This window comes from Pseudomonas sp. stari2 (genome assembly GCF_040760005.1).
In the GTDB taxonomy this organism is placed as follows: domain Bacteria; phylum Pseudomonadota; class Gammaproteobacteria; order Pseudomonadales; family Pseudomonadaceae; genus Aquipseudomonas.
Window position 1 is genome coordinate 2,132,286 of the sequence record NZ_CP099760.1, and the last position, 16,924, is coordinate 2,149,209.

Annotated in this window: 16 protein-coding genes; 4 read left to right on the plus strand and 12 right to left on the minus strand. The window is 59.7% G+C overall.

Going from position 1 to position 16,924, the window contains the following annotated elements; genetic code table 11:
* The first annotated feature begins 20 nt into the window (after nt 1–20).
* Nucleotides 21–953, plus strand: a complete 933-nt coding sequence (locus NH234_RS09835) for a lipid A biosynthesis lauroyl acyltransferase (RefSeq protein ID WP_085732337.1) — start codon at nt 21–23, stop codon at nt 951–953.
* 35 nt (nt 954–988) lie between these two features.
* On the plus strand, nt 989–2,161 hold the full coding sequence (locus NH234_RS09840; protein WP_367256396.1) for a patatin-like phospholipase family protein: 1,173 nt from the start codon (nt 989–991) through the stop codon (nt 2,159–2,161).
* Between the two features lie 38 nt (nt 2,162–2,199).
* Here the strand turns inward: NH234_RS09840 and NH234_RS09845 are convergent, their stop codons facing one another.
* The 8 genes from NH234_RS09845 to puuE all read right to left on the minus strand — a co-directional run bounded on the left by NH234_RS09845 (nt 2,200) and on the right by puuE (nt 10,270).
* Complete coding sequence (locus tag NH234_RS09845) at nt 2,200–2,985, minus strand: outer membrane protein OmpK (RefSeq protein WP_367256397.1); 786 nt, start codon at nt 2,983–2,985, stop codon at nt 2,200–2,202.
* Nucleotides 2,986–3,357: 372 nt separating this feature from the next.
* Entirely contained in the window at nt 3,358–4,143 is a 786-nt protein-coding gene (locus NH234_RS09850) for an outer membrane protein OmpK (RefSeq protein ID WP_085732340.1), read from the minus strand.
* Nucleotides 4,144–4,227: 84 nt separating this feature from the next.
* A complete protein-coding gene (locus tag NH234_RS09855; RefSeq protein WP_085732341.1) occupies nt 4,228–5,586 on the minus strand; it encodes a nucleobase:cation symporter-2 family protein in 1,359 nt (452 codons plus the stop codon).
* A 170-nt stretch (nt 5,587–5,756) separates the two neighbouring features.
* The gene (locus NH234_RS09860; RefSeq protein WP_064378710.1) at nt 5,757–7,070 is read right to left on the minus strand and encodes a urate hydroxylase PuuD; all 1,314 of its coding nucleotides are present in this window, start codon (nt 7,068–7,070) and stop codon (nt 5,757–5,759) included.
* Nucleotides 7,071–7,121: 51 nt separating this feature from the next.
* A complete protein-coding gene (locus tag NH234_RS09865) occupies nt 7,122–7,625 on the minus strand; it encodes an ureidoglycolate lyase (RefSeq protein ID WP_027613342.1) in 504 nt (167 codons plus the stop codon).
* A 120-nt stretch (nt 7,626–7,745) separates the two neighbouring features.
* Nucleotides 7,746–8,741, minus strand: a complete 996-nt coding sequence (alc, locus tag NH234_RS09870) for an allantoicase (protein ID WP_007960036.1) — start codon at nt 8,739–8,741, stop codon at nt 7,746–7,748.
* A gap of 90 nt (nt 8,742–8,831) precedes the next feature.
* Complete coding sequence (uraD, locus tag NH234_RS09875; protein WP_065258076.1) at nt 8,832–9,347, minus strand: 2-oxo-4-hydroxy-4-carboxy-5-ureidoimidazoline decarboxylase; 516 nt, start codon at nt 9,345–9,347, stop codon at nt 8,832–8,834.
* The gene (gene puuE, locus NH234_RS09880) at nt 9,344–10,270 is read right to left on the minus strand and encodes an allantoinase PuuE (protein WP_007960032.1); all 927 of its coding nucleotides are present in this window, start codon (nt 10,268–10,270) and stop codon (nt 9,344–9,346) included. Before puuE ends, uraD begins: the two co-directional genes overlap by 4 nt.
* Before the next feature lie 420 nt (nt 10,271–10,690).
* Here puuE and uraH point away from each other — a divergent pair, with 420 nt between their 5' ends.
* Entirely contained in the window at nt 10,691–11,044 is a 354-nt protein-coding gene (gene uraH, locus NH234_RS09885; RefSeq protein ID WP_115077097.1) for a hydroxyisourate hydrolase, read from the plus strand.
* Between the two features lie 104 nt (nt 11,045–11,148).
* Here the strand turns inward: uraH and NH234_RS09890 are convergent, their stop codons facing one another.
* The 4 genes from NH234_RS09890 to NH234_RS09905 all read right to left on the minus strand — a co-directional run bounded on the left by NH234_RS09890 (nt 11,149) and on the right by NH234_RS09905 (nt 15,656).
* On the minus strand, nt 11,149–12,789 hold the full coding sequence (locus NH234_RS09890; RefSeq protein WP_367256398.1) for a hypothetical protein: 1,641 nt from the start codon (nt 12,787–12,789) through the stop codon (nt 11,149–11,151).
* A 158-nt stretch (nt 12,790–12,947) separates the two neighbouring features.
* Complete coding sequence (locus NH234_RS09895; protein ID WP_085732345.1) at nt 12,948–13,577, minus strand: LysE family translocator; 630 nt, start codon at nt 13,575–13,577, stop codon at nt 12,948–12,950.
* Between the two features lie 87 nt (nt 13,578–13,664).
* Entirely contained in the window at nt 13,665–15,014 is a 1,350-nt protein-coding gene (locus NH234_RS09900) for an NCS2 family permease (protein WP_085732346.1), read from the minus strand.
* Between the two features lie 198 nt (nt 15,015–15,212).
* Nucleotides 15,213–15,656, minus strand: a complete 444-nt coding sequence (locus tag NH234_RS09905; RefSeq protein WP_085732347.1) for a MarR family transcriptional regulator — start codon at nt 15,654–15,656, stop codon at nt 15,213–15,215.
* Between the two features lie 82 nt (nt 15,657–15,738).
* Between NH234_RS09905 and NH234_RS09910 the strand changes: the two genes are divergently transcribed.
* Nucleotides 15,739–16,905, plus strand: coding sequence for a PLP-dependent aminotransferase family protein (locus NH234_RS09910; RefSeq protein WP_085732348.1), 1,167 nt, complete (start codon nt 15,739–15,741; stop codon nt 16,903–16,905).
* Nucleotides 16,906–16,924 lie beyond the last annotated feature (19 nt).

The window sequence follows — 16,924 nt, forward strand, 5'->3', positions numbered from 1 at the left end:
CTGTATTGACGGAAGCTTTAATGGATCGCCCGCGTTTTCGAAAAGCATTTCTTGCTCCACGCTTCTGGCCGCTCTGGTGCGGCTTGGGGCTGTTGTGGCTGATCGTGCAGTTGCCGTATCCGGCATTGCTGGCCATCGGTCGCTTTCTCGGTGCCTTGATGTATCGCTTCGCCGGCGACCGGCGGCGCATCGCCAAGCGCAATCTGGAACTGTGTTTCCCGGAAAAATCCGCCGCGGAACGCAAACGGCTGCTCAAGGAGAACTTCGCCTCCACCGGCATCGCGTTCTTTGAAATGGCGATGAGCTGGTGGTGGTCGCGTCAGCGTCTGGCGAAACTGGCCCACGTCGAAGGCCTGGAGCATCTGCAAAAGGCCCAGCGCGAAGGCAAGGGCGTGATTCTGATGGCGGTGCATTTCACCACCCTGGAAATCGGCGCGGCGCTGCTCGGCCAACAGCACACCATCGACGGCATGTACCGCGAGCACAAGAACCCGCTGTTCGACTTTATCCAGCGGCAGGGCCGCGAGCGGCACAATCTCGATTCGCTGGCGGTGGAGCGCGACGACGTGCGCGGCATGCTCAAGCTGCTGCGTTCCGGGCGCGCGATCTGGTACGCGCCGGATCAGGACTACGGCGCCAAGCAAAGCATCTTCGTGCCGCTGTTCGGCATTCAGGCCGCAACGGTCACTGCCACCAGCAAGTTCGCCCGGCTGGGCAAGGCACTGGTGGTGCCGTTCACTCAGGAGCGTCTGGCTGACGGCAGCGGCTATCGTCTGGTGATCCATCCGCCGCTGGAAGGTTTTCCGGGCGAGACTGAAGAGGCCGATTGCATCCGCATCAATCAGTGGGTCGAAGGCGTGTTGCGTGATTGCCCCGAGCAATATTTGTGGGCGCATCGGCGCTTCAAGAGTCGCCCACCGGGCGAGCCGAAGCTGTACGCCAAGCGCGGTTGAACCTTCCATTCCTATAAGCACCACGGAGCGTTGCGATGAGCCCAGTTGAACCGGTCACAGGTTTGATTCTTTCCGGCGGCGGGGCTCGGGCGGCGTATCAGGTGGGGGTGCTGGCGGCGATTGCCGAATTGCTGCCGCTGGGCGCGGACAATCCGTTCCCGGTGATCGTCGGCACATCGGCCGGGGCGATCAACGCGGTCAGCCTCGCCAGCGGCGCCACGGACTTTCGCGCCGCCATCGAACGTCTGACTCTGTTCTGGCAAGGCTTTCGCAGCCACCGCGTACTGCGCAGCGACTGGCCGGGGGTGATTCGTCAAGCCAGCCGTTTCGTCAGCCACAGCCTGTTGGGGATGGGCCGGCAACTGCCGGTGGCGTTGCTCGACAGCTCGCCACTGCGCCATCTGCTCAATGAAAAACTGCACATGCCCGGCATTGCCGAATCCATCGCCCGCAAGCAACTGCACGCAGTGGCGGTGACGGCGTTCGGCTACGAATCCGGGCAAGCGGTGACCTTCTATCAGGGCGGCGGCACCATCGACTCATGGCTGCGTCATCGGCGCATTGGCGTGCCGACGCAATTGACCGTGGAGCACTTGCTCGCCAGTTCAGCGATTCCGCTGTTGTTCGCGCCGGTGAAAATCGGCGAGGAATATTTCGGCGATGGCGCGGTGCGGCAGTCCGCGCCGATCAGTCCGGCCTTGCACCTGGGGGCGAGCCGGGTGCTGGTGGTCGGCGTCAGCGGCAACCCGCGCGGGTTCGACCCGGCGCAACCACTGGAGCGCACCTACACCGGTCAACAGCCGACACTGGCGCAGATCGGCGGGCACATGCTCAACAGTACGTTCATTGACAGCCTGGAAAGCGACATCGAGCTGCTTCAGCGTCTGAACCAGTTCAGCCACCTGATGCCCGACGGAACACCGACGCGTGCTTTGGGCGTGGCGCCGGTTGAAGTGCTGGTGATCTCGCCAAGCCAGCCGATCGATGAAATCGCGGCGCGGCATCGTCAGGAACTGCCGGCGGCGTTGCGACTGTTCTTGCGCGGGCCGGGGGCGACCAAAACGAGCGGGGCAGGAGTGTTGAGTTACTTGCTGTTCGAGGCGGGGTATTGCAGCGAGTTGATCGACCTGGGGCGGCGCGATGCACTGGCCAAGCGCGATGAGCTGTGCCGGTTTCTCGGCATCGGCGAGGCGGTGGTTTCGGCCTGAAACAGATGGCGCCCGGGCGGGCGCCATCCGCAGCACTATCAGAAGTGGAACTTCACCAGGAAGCTGGTCACGTTCTGATTGGTGGTGAAGGCACGGGTGTCATCGATCCCGTACTTGTCTTTCCAGTAGTCGTATTCAACACCGACGTACAGCTGCTTCTCGCCGAAATTCAGCGCCTTGCCCAGGTCGTATTTGACCTGTGGGTTGAAGTGCAGGTTGGCGTGGTATTCGCCCTTGCTGTTAACGTCGTTGTCGACCACCCAGTCCATGAAACCATCGATCAGGATGTTCGAGTCGCCGACCGGAATGGTGTAAGACCAGACCGGTGTGATCTGCCAGACATTGTCGCCCGGACGCGAGCCTTCGGTGTGACGCTGATAGAAGTTCAACTGGAAGTAGTCGAAGCCGGGAATCGCCAGGTCGAAGCCTGGACCGATCAGGTAGGACTCGACGTCGCCTTCGCCGAACTCGTAGGTCATCGCCAGCAGCACGTCTTTGATCGGGCCGAATTCGATCTTCTGATCGAGGATCTTGCCTAACGACAGGCGTGGACTGAATTCGCCGTAGTAAGTGTTGTTGCCGACACCACCGTCAGGCTTTCCGTTGTAGAAAATCTTGTCGACGAACAGGAAGTTGTCCCCGTACTTCCAGGCATCGGCGTGCTCGAAGGTGACGGTCTGCTGGATGGCCGGGTTGACCTTGAAGTCCTTGCCATAAAGGTAGGTCAGGCTGTTGTTCTGCCATTGCAGCAGGCCGTCGGCCATGGCCTGGCCCCCCGCCAGCATGGTTCCCGCAAGCATCAGGCTGGTGCTCATACGTTTCATTCGGTTGCTCCCAAAGTAGGTATTCCACGTTTGTTTTTTTGAGTCGGCGCTCTGGTGTGGCGCCTTTTTTCATTGCTGCAAAAGTCATCCGATCGGTCAGCTTGTGTGCTGTTAGCAAGAGCTGAGCCAAGGCTTTTCGAAAAGCAAAAAAACGCCCGTCGGCTGCTGAAAAAACAGTCGACTGAGCGTGTTTTCGGGTTGCCTCGGTACTGACCGGGCCGGGATAAGTTGGCCCGTTGGTCAGGAATTAAATCCGGGCTTTTTTTTAGACCGAATTCAGGAGGCCGCGGAGAATACTGACTCAACGGCCAGGTCTCAAGTGCCCCGCAACAGAGCACCGACGATAGGTAGGGGGCACGGTTGCGGGTCATCTTAGAAGTGCACCTTCACCAGCAGGCTGGCGGTGTTCTGATTGGTGTCGAGGGTGTGGCTGCTTTCGACCCCGTATTTGTTCTTCCAGTAGCTGTATTCGGTGCCGACATACAGCTGCTTCTGACGCCAGCCGAGAGCTTTGCCCAGGTCGTATTTGATCTGCGGGTTGATGTGCAGGTTGGCGTGATAGGTGCCACGCGAGTTCTCGTCGTTGTCGACGACCCAGTCGAGATAGCCGTCGATCAGCACGTCGGAATTGCCCAGCGGAAAGCTGTAGGACCAGCCCGGGGTGATCTGCCAGACACCATCGCCCGGGCGCGGGCCTTCGGTCTGGCGACGGAAGATGTTCAGGGTGACGTAGTTGAAGCCCGGTACCTTCAGGTCAAAACCGGGACCGATCAGATAGGCCTCGCTCTCACCTTCGCCGTACTCGTAGGTCATCGCCAGCAACACGTCCTTGATCGGCCCGAACTCGAGCTTGCGATCGAAGATCTTGCCGAACGAGAAGCGCGGGGTGAATTCGCCGTAGAAGGTGTGCGGGCCTTTGTTACGGTCTTCCTGGCCGTTGTAGAAGATCTTGTCGACGAACAGGAAGTTGTCGCCGTACTTCCACTTGTCGGCGTGCTCGAACGTCACCGTCTGCTGGATCGACGGGTTGATCGCGAAGTTCTTGCCGTACAGGTAGCTCAGGCTGTTGGTCTGCCACAGTAATAAATCGCCAGCCATGGCTTGCGATGCGGCCAGCAGGCCGCCGCTCAACAACACGTTGGTTTGAGTCCGGATCATCTGTTGCTCCCTCTTGTTTTTATTGTTTGAGGCAAAGCTGTCGCTAGGGGCTGGCGTTGGCGAGCCCCTTTTTTACTCTTCGGATCAGTGCGGGTGTGCGTGGCAGTCGTTGATCGCGGCGCGTTCGGCGCCACCGAGAATGTTGAACAACAGGTTCAGCGTCAGCGCGCTGAGGGTGGCCATGGCGATACCGCTGTGGGTGATCGGGCTCATCCACAACGGCAGGTGGGCGAAGAATTCCGGACGTACCACCGGGATCAGGCCCATGCCGATACTCACCGCCACCAGCAATTGATTGCGACGGTCGCCAATGTCGGCTTCCTGCAAAATCTTGATGCCGGTCGCCGCCACCATGCCGAACATCGCGATCGCTGCGCCACCCAGCACCGCCGGTGGAATCGATGCCACCAGAAACGCCGCTTTCGGCAGCAGACTCAGGACGATCAGCAAGCCGCCGGCAACGATGGTCACTGAGCGGCAGCGCACGCCGGTCATCTGCACCAGGCCGATGTTCTGTGCGAAGGAGGAGTGGGTGAAGGTGTTCAAGAAACCGGCGACAAACGATGCGCCGGCATCACACAGCAAACCGCGACGCAGCATGCGCGGACAGACTTCCTGGCCGGTGATCTTGCCCAGCGCCAGGAACATCCCGGTGGACTCGACAAAGATGATCACCACCACCAGGCACATCGACAGGATCGGTGCCAGTTCGAACTTCGGCATGCCGAAATGCAGCGGGGTGACGAACTGAACCCATGGCGCGTTGGCCATGCCGCTCAGGTCGACCATGCCGATGGCGCCGCAGAGCACGTAGCCCAGACACATACCGATCAGCACGGAAATGTTGACCCAGAAACCACGCATGAAGCGATGGATCAACAAAATGGTGGCCAGCACCAGTGCGGCAATGGCCAGGTAAATCGGTGAACCGAATTGAGCGGCGCCAGCGCCGCCACCGGCCCAGTTCACGGCCACGGGGAACAGCGACAGACCGATCGAGGTGATGACCGTGCCGGTCACCAGCGGCGGGAAGAATCGCACCACCTTGGACATGAACGGGGCGATGATCATGCCGAAGAACCCGGCGGCGATGGTTGCGCCGAAGATTCCCTGCAAACCGATGCCGGGCATGCCGGCCATGGCGACCATGCTGCCGACGGCGGCGAAACTGGCGCCCATCATCACCGGCATGCGAATGCCCATCGGGCCGATGCCTAAGGATTGCACGATGGTGGCGATGCCGGCGACCAGCAGGTCGGCGTTGATCAGGAAGGCGATTTCTTCACGACTCAGGCCAGCGGCCTGTCCGATGATCAGCGGTACCGCGATGGCGCCGCCGTACATCAGCAGTACATGTTGCAAACCGACCAGGATCAGTTGCAAAAGGGGCAAACGCTGAATGGCGGGTGCGTCGGGGATGCGCGCTTTGGACAGCTCGGACATGCAACACCTCGGATCTTTTTTATTCTTGTGATGAACAGCGGCCGGGTTGCTTGCCGCTGTCCTCTTTGCATCAGGTAAACCGCGTTGCGGCGATTCGCGAGCAGGCTCGCTCCCACAGGTACTGCATGACCTGTGTGGGAGCGAGCTTGCTCGCGAAGCTTTTTTGCTACTTAGTTGGTCTGGGCTCCCTGGGCGATCCATGCACCGATCAGGTCACGTTCCTGCTGGGTCATCTGCGTGATGTTGCCCAGTGGCATGATCTGCGTGGTGATGGCTTGCGCCTGGATCCGTGCCGCGTTCTGGCGGATTTGCTCGGGGGTGTCGAACATCACACCGGCCGGTGCAGCGCTGAACAGCGGGCTGGTTGGTTTGGCCGAGTGGCAGACCGCGCAGCGTTCCTGGATCACGTTGTGCACCTTGTCGAACGCAGGGCCGGCGTTGGAGGCCTGAGCGGGAGCTGCGGCCGGTGCAGCAGGGGCTGCTGGTTGCGCCGCTTCAGCCGGTTTCGCGCCACCACCCAAAGCCGTTTCCGGCAGCGGCTGGTACTCGATTTTTGCAGGCGCCTTGGCCACGTCAGGAGCGGTCGACATCGGCGCAGGACCGGTGACGTACGCCAGACTGATCATGCCCACCGCTGCCACTGGCAGGGTCCAGGCAAACTTGTGGCTGTCGTGACGGGTGTTGAAGTAGTGACGCACCAACACAGCCAACACTGCGATCCCGGCCAGGATCAGCCAGTTGTACTGGCTGCCGTAAGTGCTCGGGAAGTGGTTGCTGATCATGATGAACAGCACCGGCAGGGTGAAGTAGTTGTTGTGACGCGAACGCAGCAGGCCTTTGGCCGGCAGCGCCGGATCCGGCGTGCGGTTCTCGGCAATCGCGGCAACCAGTGCGCGCTGCGCCGGCATGATGATGCGGAACACGTTGCCGACCATGATGGTGCCGATGATCGCGCCGACGTGCAGGTACGCACCACGACCACTGAACACCTTGCTGAAGCCATACGCCGCGCCGATGATCAGCACGAACAGGATGAAGCCGAGCAGGGCGGGTTTCTTGCCGAGGGGTGAATCGCAGAGGAAATCGTAGATGAACCAGCCGGCGATCAGCGAACCGATGCCGATGGCCACGCCTTCAGGGCCGGTCAGGCCGCTGCCGGGTGCCACGAGGTAGAGCACGGGGTTGGAGTAGAACACCACGCAAAGCAGCGCGATCCCCGACATCCAGGTGAAATAGGCTTCCCATTTGAACCAGTGCAGGTTCTCCGGCATCGAGGGAGGGGCCAGTTTGTATTTTTCCAGGTGATAGATACCGCCGCCGTGGATCGCCCACAGATCACCGGCAAGACCGGTTTTCGGGTTGACGCGGTTGAGGTTGTTCTCCAGCCAGACAAAGTAGAACGACGCGCCGATCCAGGCCACGCCAGTGATCATGTGAACCCAGCGCACGCTCAGGTTCAGCCATTCCAACAGATGTGCTTCCACAGTCTTTACCTCTCGCCCGTCACTCTTGTTGTCGAGTGATCGGACCTTCTCTTATTGGTGGGGGGCGAGGATCAAACGCTCATCCTCTTTGAAAAAATGCTCATCGCAGTTATTGCCTGTGCCACTGCGATCAACCACCAGGAAGTCATCCCGCTTTTCGATCGTCAGCACCGGGTGGTGCCAGACGCCGCGATGGTAATTGATGCCCTGCCTGCCGTTGGTGACGAAGGCGCGGACCAAGCCTGATACAGGTACATCGCCAAGTGGCGCGACCACGATCAGAAAGGGGTTGCCGAGCAGCGGAATGAAAGCCTGGCTGCCCAGCGGATGGCGTTCCAGCATGCTGACGGTCAGCGGCATGTCCTGCGCGTCGGCGCGGAAGATGCTGATGATCGCGTTGTCCTCAGGCGTCGCGGTTTCGACCGTCGCCAGTTTGTGGAAGCGCATGGTCGAACCGTTGTTGATCATGAAGTGATCGCTGCCGTCGGTTTCGATCACGTCACCGAAAGGGGCGAAGGCTTCTTTGGTCAGCGGTTCAATCGTCAGTGTGCGCATGCTGTTCTTCTTATCCGAATTCTGTGTTGTTGGTTCTGTTGCTATCGCTGGCAGGCCAGCTCCCACATCTGGAATACATTCCCTTGTGGGAGCCAGCCTGCTGGCGATCAGGTTCAGCGCTTACTTAGCGACCTTGCCCAAAACGCGCAGGCGGCTCACACCACCATCCGGGAACACGTTCAGACGGATGTGGGTGATCGGGCCCAGTGCCTTGATCTGCTCGACGAAGGTGTGTTCGGCGTGCATTTCCAGCTTCTGGCTTGGCAGCAGTTCGCGCCAGAACAGCGATTGGGTTTCGATCTGGCTGTCGGTGCCGCCCTTGACGAATGCGCCCTGGATCGAGCAGGTATCCGGGTAGTTGCCCTTGAAGTGCAGGGTGTCGACGATGATTTTCTCGATCTCGCCCGGGTGACCCAGTGCGACGATCACCCAGTCATTGCCGGGGGTACGACGACGTGCAGTTTCCCAGCCGTCGCCCATGTTGATGCCACGGCCCGGGTTGAGGATGTTGCTCATGCGGCCGAAGTGTTCGTCGGAGCAGGCGAGGGCGCGGCCACCGTTGAGGGCTGCAGCCAGGTCGACTTGCTCGTTGTCGCCAACAGCCGACCAGTCGCGGAACGGAATGCCGTACACGCGCAGACGGGCAACACCGCCGTCCGGGTAGATGTTGAAGCGCAGGTGGCTGAATGCCTTGTCGTTGCTGATTTCGTGGTAGTGGTGACTGTTACCCTGGAGCTCGACGGCCGACAGTACTTCAGTCCACTGAGTGTTTTCGTCCGGTTCGCCCGACGCCAGGAAGCACGCTTCCAGCGAGGCCGATGGCGGGAAGTTGCCGGTGAAGAATGAAGTGTCGATGTCCACGCCTTTGATCGAACCCGGTACACCCAGGCGGATTACCGCGCTGTCGTAGCCTTCGAAGCGCTTGCGGCGCGATTCCCAGCCGTCCATCCACTTGCCGTTGTCATCGAACACGCCCTCCTTCCACACGGCCGGTGTCGGCTGAAACAGACGATTGGCGTCTGCGAACCAGTCATCGGTGACCGAGATGATTTTGGTGCCCAGACGGGCATCGGCCAGGTTGACGAACTTCTCGAAAGGTACGGCGTAAGCTTTCATTCTTCTTGTCTGCCTTTAAATAAGTGGCTTGGGATGCTTGCAGGGCCCTGGGAAACACAAGCGTTCTAGAGGTTTCTCGGGCCAGGCTTGCTAGAGAGTCAGTAAACGGAACAGGGCAATCTTGTTGATCTCCGCCAGCGCACATTTGAACTCGGTGTCGACCGGGTTGTGAATGCGCGTTTCGAACGCCGCGAGGATCTGATGCCGGTTGCTGCCTTTTACCGCCATGATGAAGGGAAACTTGAACTTGGCCTTGTAGGCGTCGTTCAGCTCGGTGAAGCGCTGGAACTCTTCGGCCGTGCATTGGTGAATACCGGCGCCAGCCTGTTCATTGGTGCTGGCTTCGGTCAACTGGCCCTGAACGGCAGCTTTGCCGGCCAGGTCCGGGTGAGCGTTGATCAGTGCCAGTTGACTGGCGTGATCGGCGCTCAACAGGATGTCGCTCATGCGCTGGTGCAGGGTTTCGATCTGGTCGATCGACGCGTCCTGTCCCAGGTCGAAGGCCTTCTCGGCCACCCATGGCGAATGTTCGTAGATGTCGGCGAAGGCTTTGACGAAGGCGTCGCGGCTCAGGGTCGACGGTTTCAGGGTTTGAAAGGTGCTCATTTGGCAGCCCCTTGGTACGGGTGGGTTTCGTGCCAGTGACGTGCGATGTCGACGCGGCGGCTGAACCACACCTGTTCATGACTTTTAGCGTATTCGATAAAGCGCTTGAGCGAAGCCAGACGCGCCGGACGGCCCACCAGACGGCAGTGCAGACCGATCGACAGCATCTTCGGTGCTTCGGCGCCTTCGGCATAAAGTACGTCGAACGCGTCTTTGAGGTATTCGAAGAAGTCGTCGCCCTTGTTGAAACCCTGGACCTGGGTGAAGCGCATATCGTTGGTGTCCAGGGTGTACGGGATCACCAGGTGCGGCTTGCCGGTCGGGTTGTTCGGTTCCCAGTAGGGCAGGTCGTCGTCGTAGGTGTCGCAGTCGTAAAGGAAACCACCTTCTTCCATCACCAGACGACGGGTGTTCGGGCCGGTGCGGCCGGTGTACCAGCCCAGCGGGCGTTCGCCGGTGAGTTCGGTGAGGATGCGGATCGCTTCGAGCATGTGCTCGCGTTCCTGCGCTTCGTCCATGTACTGGTAATCGATCCAGCGGTAGCCGTGGCTGCAGATCTCGTGACCGGCCTCGACCATCGCGCGGATCACGTCCGGGTGACGCTGGGCGGCCATGGCCACGGCGAAGATGGTCAGCGGAATGTCGAATTCCTTGAACAGTTTCAGGATCCGCCAGACGCCGGCACGGCTGCCATACTCGTAAAGCGATTCCATGCTCATGTTGCGCGCGCCTTGCAGAGGCTGGGCCGCGACCATTTCCGAGAGGAAGGCTTCCGATTCTTTGTCGCCGTGCAGAATGTTGCGCTCGCCGCCTTCCTCGTAATTGAGTACGAACGACAGTGCGATCCGGGCATTGCCCGGCCAGTGTGGGTGAGGAGGGTTACTGCCGTAACCGATCAGGTCGCGTGGGTAGTCAGCGCTCACTGCAGTCTTCCTTCTTATTCGTTGACAGGTTGTGTAACGGCCTGCACAGGCTGGCGTCACAGCGATGGGCTGATTGTATACAACTTTATTCTCAATTTGTAAGCCTGAATTTTCGCATTTTTCACCGGCTGTCATCTTTTACTGCTAATGGCGTGAACCTGCAAGAAACCTGCCTGACCAGTCAGCTAATGGACTTGGGGTTCAATGAATGCATGGCGCAAGGGCAGATCACCGGGAAATCGAAGGACGGCGGGGATGAGAGGAAAAATGTCGTTTTTATTGTGTACAATTTTTTTGAAAAATGTCTTAATCAATCGCTCGCCGCAGCTTTTCGTGCTCCGAAACGGTGCGGTCTCCTTTTCAACTGACTTCGGGAGGCGCGAAGTCTGACTGCTCCACGCAGGCAGGCGCGCAGAATCAATGGGACGTTTGACAACACACGTTTTGGACGCTGCACACGGTTGCCCGGGCAGCTCGATCAAGGTCGAGCTGTACCGCGTTGAAGGTTCGCAACTGGAATTGGTCGCCAGTGCGCTTACCAACAGCGATGGCCGGGTCGATGCGCCGCTGCTGCAAGGCGATGACTACCGTACCGGTGTCTATCAGGTTCAGTTCCACGCCGGCGATTACTACCGCGCCCGCGGCGTCCAGTTGCCGGAGCCGGCATTCCTGGACGTGGTGGTGCTGCGGTTCGGCATCTCTGCCGAACAGGATCACTACCACGTACCGTTGCTGATCTCGCCTTACAGCTATTCCACGTACCGGGGCAGCTGACCCCCAAGCAGCTGCCCCTGCCGGGAAGCGACTGCGCATATAGCTTCTTTGGTCTTTCGCCCGCTCACACTGCGGGCTTTTTTTATCCTCGCGTCTGCAAAGCGTCAAAGTCTGGGGTAATCATCCCTGATGATGAAAAACGTATCCGGATAGGTGGCGAGTGCCTGTACGCCTCCTCTGAGCCAGATCACCTTGTTCACTGCATGGGCCGCTTCTACGGTTTGCGCGGCGTCCAGGCCGACCTGGTCGATCAACCTGATATTGGAGACCTTCGGATCCTGCTTCAGCGGCTGATGTATCTGTCGGCCTTTGATGCGATGCAGGCTGAGGAAAAAAACGAAATCGTGCCCTGTGCGCTTGAAGACCACCGCCGCGAAGCTTTGCGCAGAGCTGGGCTCGAAAACGCTGTAGCCATTGCGTGTCAGAAGCCCCGCCGCGAAGCGCTTTATATCGACCGCCGATTGACTCGGCATGAAATAGCTCCATTCCTGTCGAAACCGGGCCGGGTCGAAGTCCAGTCGACGCAGGCCGTTTTTCACGCCGGCAACGGGCAGCTCGACCTTGCGGTTGATACTGGATCCGGCGCGTGGCAGTGATTCGAGCATCAGCAGCGGGTCGATCAGTTCTGGACGCGGATTGACGGTGCCGGTTTTCCAGTCATTGAATGCTTGGCGCAACAGGGTCAGGCCAGTGCCGGTCGCCAGCTCGGAGCCATTGGCAAGCATGAATTGTCGTTTGGCGACGTTGTGCAGGGTGACGTCCGCCAGCTCGGGGAAGTAGGTCGCGACGGTATCCCTCATCGGTCTCTGGAATGGAAGGGTCGGATCGATTTCCCACTGGAGTTCGGGAGGAACACGAATGGCGCCGCGAGGTTGCTGCAGAAAATCGACCCGCAATGTCCGATCCAGCGACGCATAGTCGTAGATCATGTGGTTCGGATGCTTGACGTAGACAATGGGATGATTGGGCTCGGTGCCGCGGGGCAGGGCCTTGTAATTGACCCCTTTGATGTTGATGTCGTCAGGTGAAACATGATGGACGGTAATGCCCCAGGTCTTCCAGGGATCGATCAAGGTATCAAACGCTGTGATCTGCTGTGCACCGATGTCGGTAATCGTGCGGTCCGGGCCGATCGATTCGCCGCTCGGTTGTCCATCATTGGTCATACGAGGGCGTTTGGAGGGTGTGACGTGCGTGCGGTCATCGGATAGGGCGATGCGGGTGACAGACAATCGGGAGGCGTCAGTGTCCAGGGACCTCTCCGGTGCCACGGCGCGCCATTGCAGGGTACCTGGCACCTGCTCGAGTCGAGGGCCGGACGCCCAGAGTTCGGTCGCCAACCGGGCTCTGAGCCGACTTTGCAGATCCGTGCCGAGCAGAACGGTTCTGCCATCGGTCAGGTCGACGTAGGTGTGCGGCCCGGCCTTGCGAAACCCCGTCAGTAGATCGGGCTGGGGCAATCTGTCGACGATTCGCGGAGCAAGAAAGTAGTCGGCGACCGGACGCTCGTTTTCGATACGAGCAATATGGGTTTCGGCGGGTAGATCGGCGATCTGGAGTGGTGGCGGTGTGAAGGGGGACGGATCGCTCTGTCCGTTATGCGAAGTGGCTGCCTGATCGAGTTGCTGATATTCGACATGCAGCGGCTGCCTGACGGATATTTCAGGCGTCGTGTCGCGGAGAGTCGGGGTGCTTTGATCTGAAGCAGGTGAGGTTTTCGGGCGGATCGGCTTTTTCGGGCTCATTGATCGTTTTGCTCAGTGCATCCAGTTGATGGTGCGCTCGATCATCTTCAAGCCGGGGCTGTCCCGTGTAGTACATATGTCTATTGGCTGGCGCAGTTGATACCCGGTGTTTCCGGTGCCGCCACTTCGACGGGAAATGGCGGCATGCCCATCGGAAATCAGTGGCTGCTCAGCAAGGAAGCTGCACCTGCACCACCAAACAATCCGGCGCTGATTCGGTTGAACCAGCTCTGACCCTTGCCGCTACGCAGGTAACGCGCTGCGCCGTGGGCTCCAAGTCCATAGGTCAGCTTGCACAGCAGGTCGAGGACGGTCCATGTGGCGATCATCACCAACAGCTGTGGCAGGAAAGGTTGTTCGGCGCTGAGGAACTGCGGCAGGAATGCGGCGAAAAACAGAATGTCTTTCGGATTGCTGGCACCCAATACGAAGGCCCGTCCGAACAGTGCGCGGAATCGCGGAACCGGCGCTGCTTGCGGTACCTCGGCACCCACCGATGGCTGGCGCGATTGCTGCCAGCTCTGCCAGGCAAGGAAGAACAGGTACAGCGCGCCGACGATTTTCAGCGCACTGAACAGTTTCTCCGACGCCAGCAGCAGGGCGCCCAGCCCCAGTGCCGAAGCGCTAAGCAGGCAGATCGATGCGATCACTCCGCCGAGAAAGGCCGGATACGACCGGCGCAGACCGTAATTCAGACTGTTGCTGATCATCAGCAACGACAGTGGCCCCGGAATCAGGATCACCACCAGCGCGGCGCCGCTGAACAGCAGCCAGGTTTCCAGACTCATCACTTGCTCCTTTTTATCGTTATCAAGAATGTGCAAAAGCCCCACCCGCAAGGGTGAGGCTGTTTTGACGCTCAAACCGCGTGACGCTTACAAGAAGATGAACTTGGCGATGAAAATCGCGCAGAGCACCCACAGGCTGACGGAGATCTCTTTGTATTTACCGGTGCCGGCCTTCAGCGCGACATAGGTAATGAAGCCCAGCGCGATACCGTCGGCGACCGAGAAGGTCAACGGCATCATGATCGCGGTAACGATGGCCGGAATGCTGTCGGTCGCTTCGTCCCATTCGATGTGCGCCATGCCGCCCATCATCAGCATCGCTACATAAATCAGCGCGCCGGCGGTGGCGTAGGCGGGAATCATGCCGGCCAGCGGGGCAAAGAACATCGCGGCTATAAATAGCACACCCACGGTCACTGCGGTAAGACCAGTCCGACCACCAGCCGCTACACCGGCGGCACTTTCCACGTAGCTTGTGACCGGCGGAACACCGACCACTGCACCGAAAACGCTGGAAGCGGAGTCGGCTTTCATCGCGCGGGAGAGGTTCTCGATGCGGCCGTCAGCGCCCACCAGATTGGCGCGCTGGGCGACGCCCATCAGGGTGCCGGCGGTGTCGAACATGTGCACGAAGAGGAAGGCCAGTACCACGCTGATCATGCTGACGTTGAACACGCCGGCGATGTTCATGGCCATGAAGGTCGGCGCCAGGCTTGGCGGGGCGGACATGATGCCCTCGTAGTGCACCAGACCGATGCCCCAACCGGCGAGTGTAACGGTGATGATGCTGATGAGGATCGCGCCGAACACTTTGTGGTAGCTGAGGATCGCGATCATCAGGAAGCAGATGGCGGCAAGCAGCGGGCCGGGTTCACGCAGCGAGCCGAGCTTGATCAGCGTGGCCGGGCTGTCGACAACGATACCGGCGGTTTTCAGGCCGATCAGCCCGAGGAACAGACCCACGCCGGCGCCCATCGCAAAGCGCAGGCTGACCGGGATGCTGTTGAGCAGCCATTCGCGAATCCGCGAAAAGGTCAGGATCATGAACAGCACGCCCGAGACAAACACCGCACCGAGGGCGGTTTCCCAGTTGTAGCCCATGGTGCCGACCACGGTGTAGGTGAAAAACGCGTTGAGGCCCATGCCTGGCGCCAGGCCCACCGGCCAGTTGGCGTACAGGCCCATCAGCAGGCAGCCCAGCGCGGCGGCGATGCAGGTGGCGACGAAGGCCGCACCGTGATCGATCCCGGCATCGGCCATGATGTTCGGGTTGACGAAGATGATGTAGGCCATGGTGATGAAGGTTGTCAGACCAGCGATCAGCTCGGTCTTCACCGTGGTGCCATGCAAGCTGAGTTTAAAGAGGCGCTCAAGCAGGCCATTGCGTAACGGCGGCGAGAGTTCCAGCGTCGATGCTTCGGATTTGCGGCTTTCCACAGCGAGTACTCCTCAAGAGTTTTATTGTTATTTCCAGGGCCGGACCCTATGAGGGGGTGGCAGCGGCCCTTTGAGGCATACGCGAATTTGTTGACCATGCGGTCAGGAACTCGCACGCTGTGGATTATGCTTTTGTGTACAAATAAAGCAAATATTGTTTTTGGTTTTGTAGACGAAAATACTGGTGACCGAGCTATATCACTCGTTCGAGCGGTTGGTTCCCAACGCCAGATTCACCGCCAGCCAGCCGTTTACCGCCGTCTCGCCGGCTTCGGCAAAGACGCGTTCGAGCAATTTCACCTGTTCCCGGCGCAGCGCCTGTTCAAATTTCGCGCCTTCAACGGTCAGTTCCAGCAGGCGTTTACGCTTGTCGGTCTCCGACGCCACGCTGTCCACCAGATGCATTTCCTGCAGTTGCCTCAACGGCATGTTCAGCGCCTGCTTGCTGACGCCGAGCAGCGCGAGCAATTCCTTGACGCTCAGGTTCGGGTAGCGGGCGATGAAAAACACGATGCGCTGATGCACTCGGGACAGGCCGCGACGCTCAAGCATTTCGTCAGCCTTGGCTGTGAACGCCTGATAACCGAAGAAGAACGCTTCCATGGCTTGCTGTTGGCTGGTGCAGTTTTTAAGGTCAAGCATATTGACGTTTCCGCTGAGGCTGTCGTAATTTCAGTCAACAAGTTTGACTCATTTTTCTCATGCCTCGCTAGCGGTGACTTCCATGGCTTTTTCCGAACGTGTCTCGCGTCTCAAAAGTTCTCTGATCCGTGAAATCCTTGCTGCGGCCCAGCGCCCGGAAGTAATGTCGTTCGCCGGCGGTTTACCGGCTGAAGCGATGCTGCCGAAGGTTCAATGGGCCGACATGCCGCTGTCTCTCGGCCAGTACGGTATGAGCGAAGGTGAGCCGGCATTGCGCGAAGCGCTGGCGGCAGAGGCGAGGGCGCTGGGTTTGCCGTGTGAGGCGAGTCAGGTGCTGGTGGTCAGTGGTTCTCAGCAGACTCTCGATCTGGCGGCCAAGCTGTACATCGACAAGGGCACTGAAATCCTGCTCGAAGCGCCGACTTATCTGGCGGCGTTGCAGATTTTCCAGCTGTTCGGCGCCGATTGCCTGACCGTGCCGCTGGAGGCTGACGGTCCGAACCTTGCGCAATTGCGTCAGCGTCTGGAGCAGCATCGCCCGGCGTTCATCTACCTGATCCCGACCTTCCAGAACCCGTCCGCCGTACGCTACAGCGAAGCCAAGCGCGAAGCTGTCGCAGCACTGCTCGACGAATTCGGCGTAACCCTGATCGAAGACGAACCCTACCGCGAGCTGACGTTCGACGGCGGCAGCGCCCAACCGATTGCCGGTCGTTTGAAGAAGTCCAGCTGGATCTACACAGGCACCGTGTCGAAAACCCTGTTGCCGGGTCTGCGCGTCGGTTACCTGATCGCCAGCCCGGATCTGTTTCCGCACCTGCTCAAACTCAAACAATCGGCGGATCTGCACACCAACCGCATCGGTCAGTGGCAGGCGTTGCAATGGATCGGCAGTGAGAAATATCAGCAGCACTTGAGTGAATTGCGCGGCTTCTACCGCCAGCGCCGCGATGCGTTTCAAACGGCGCTGGAAACGCATTTCTCCGACCTGGCGGACTGGAACACGCCGCAGGGCGGACTGTTTTTCTGGCTGACCCTGAAGCAACCGCTGGATACGCGCACGCTGCTGAACACCGCGCTGGCCAACGATGTGGCGTTCATGCCGGGCGAGCCGTTTTTCCCCGACCCGGACCGCAACCACGGCCATCTGCGCCTGAACTTCAGTCACATCGATCCGGCTCGTCTGGACGAAGGCCTCAAACGTCTGGCAGCGGTGGTGCGCCAGGCACAGGCCGCCCAGGCCGCATAAAAAAACCGGCCATCAGGCC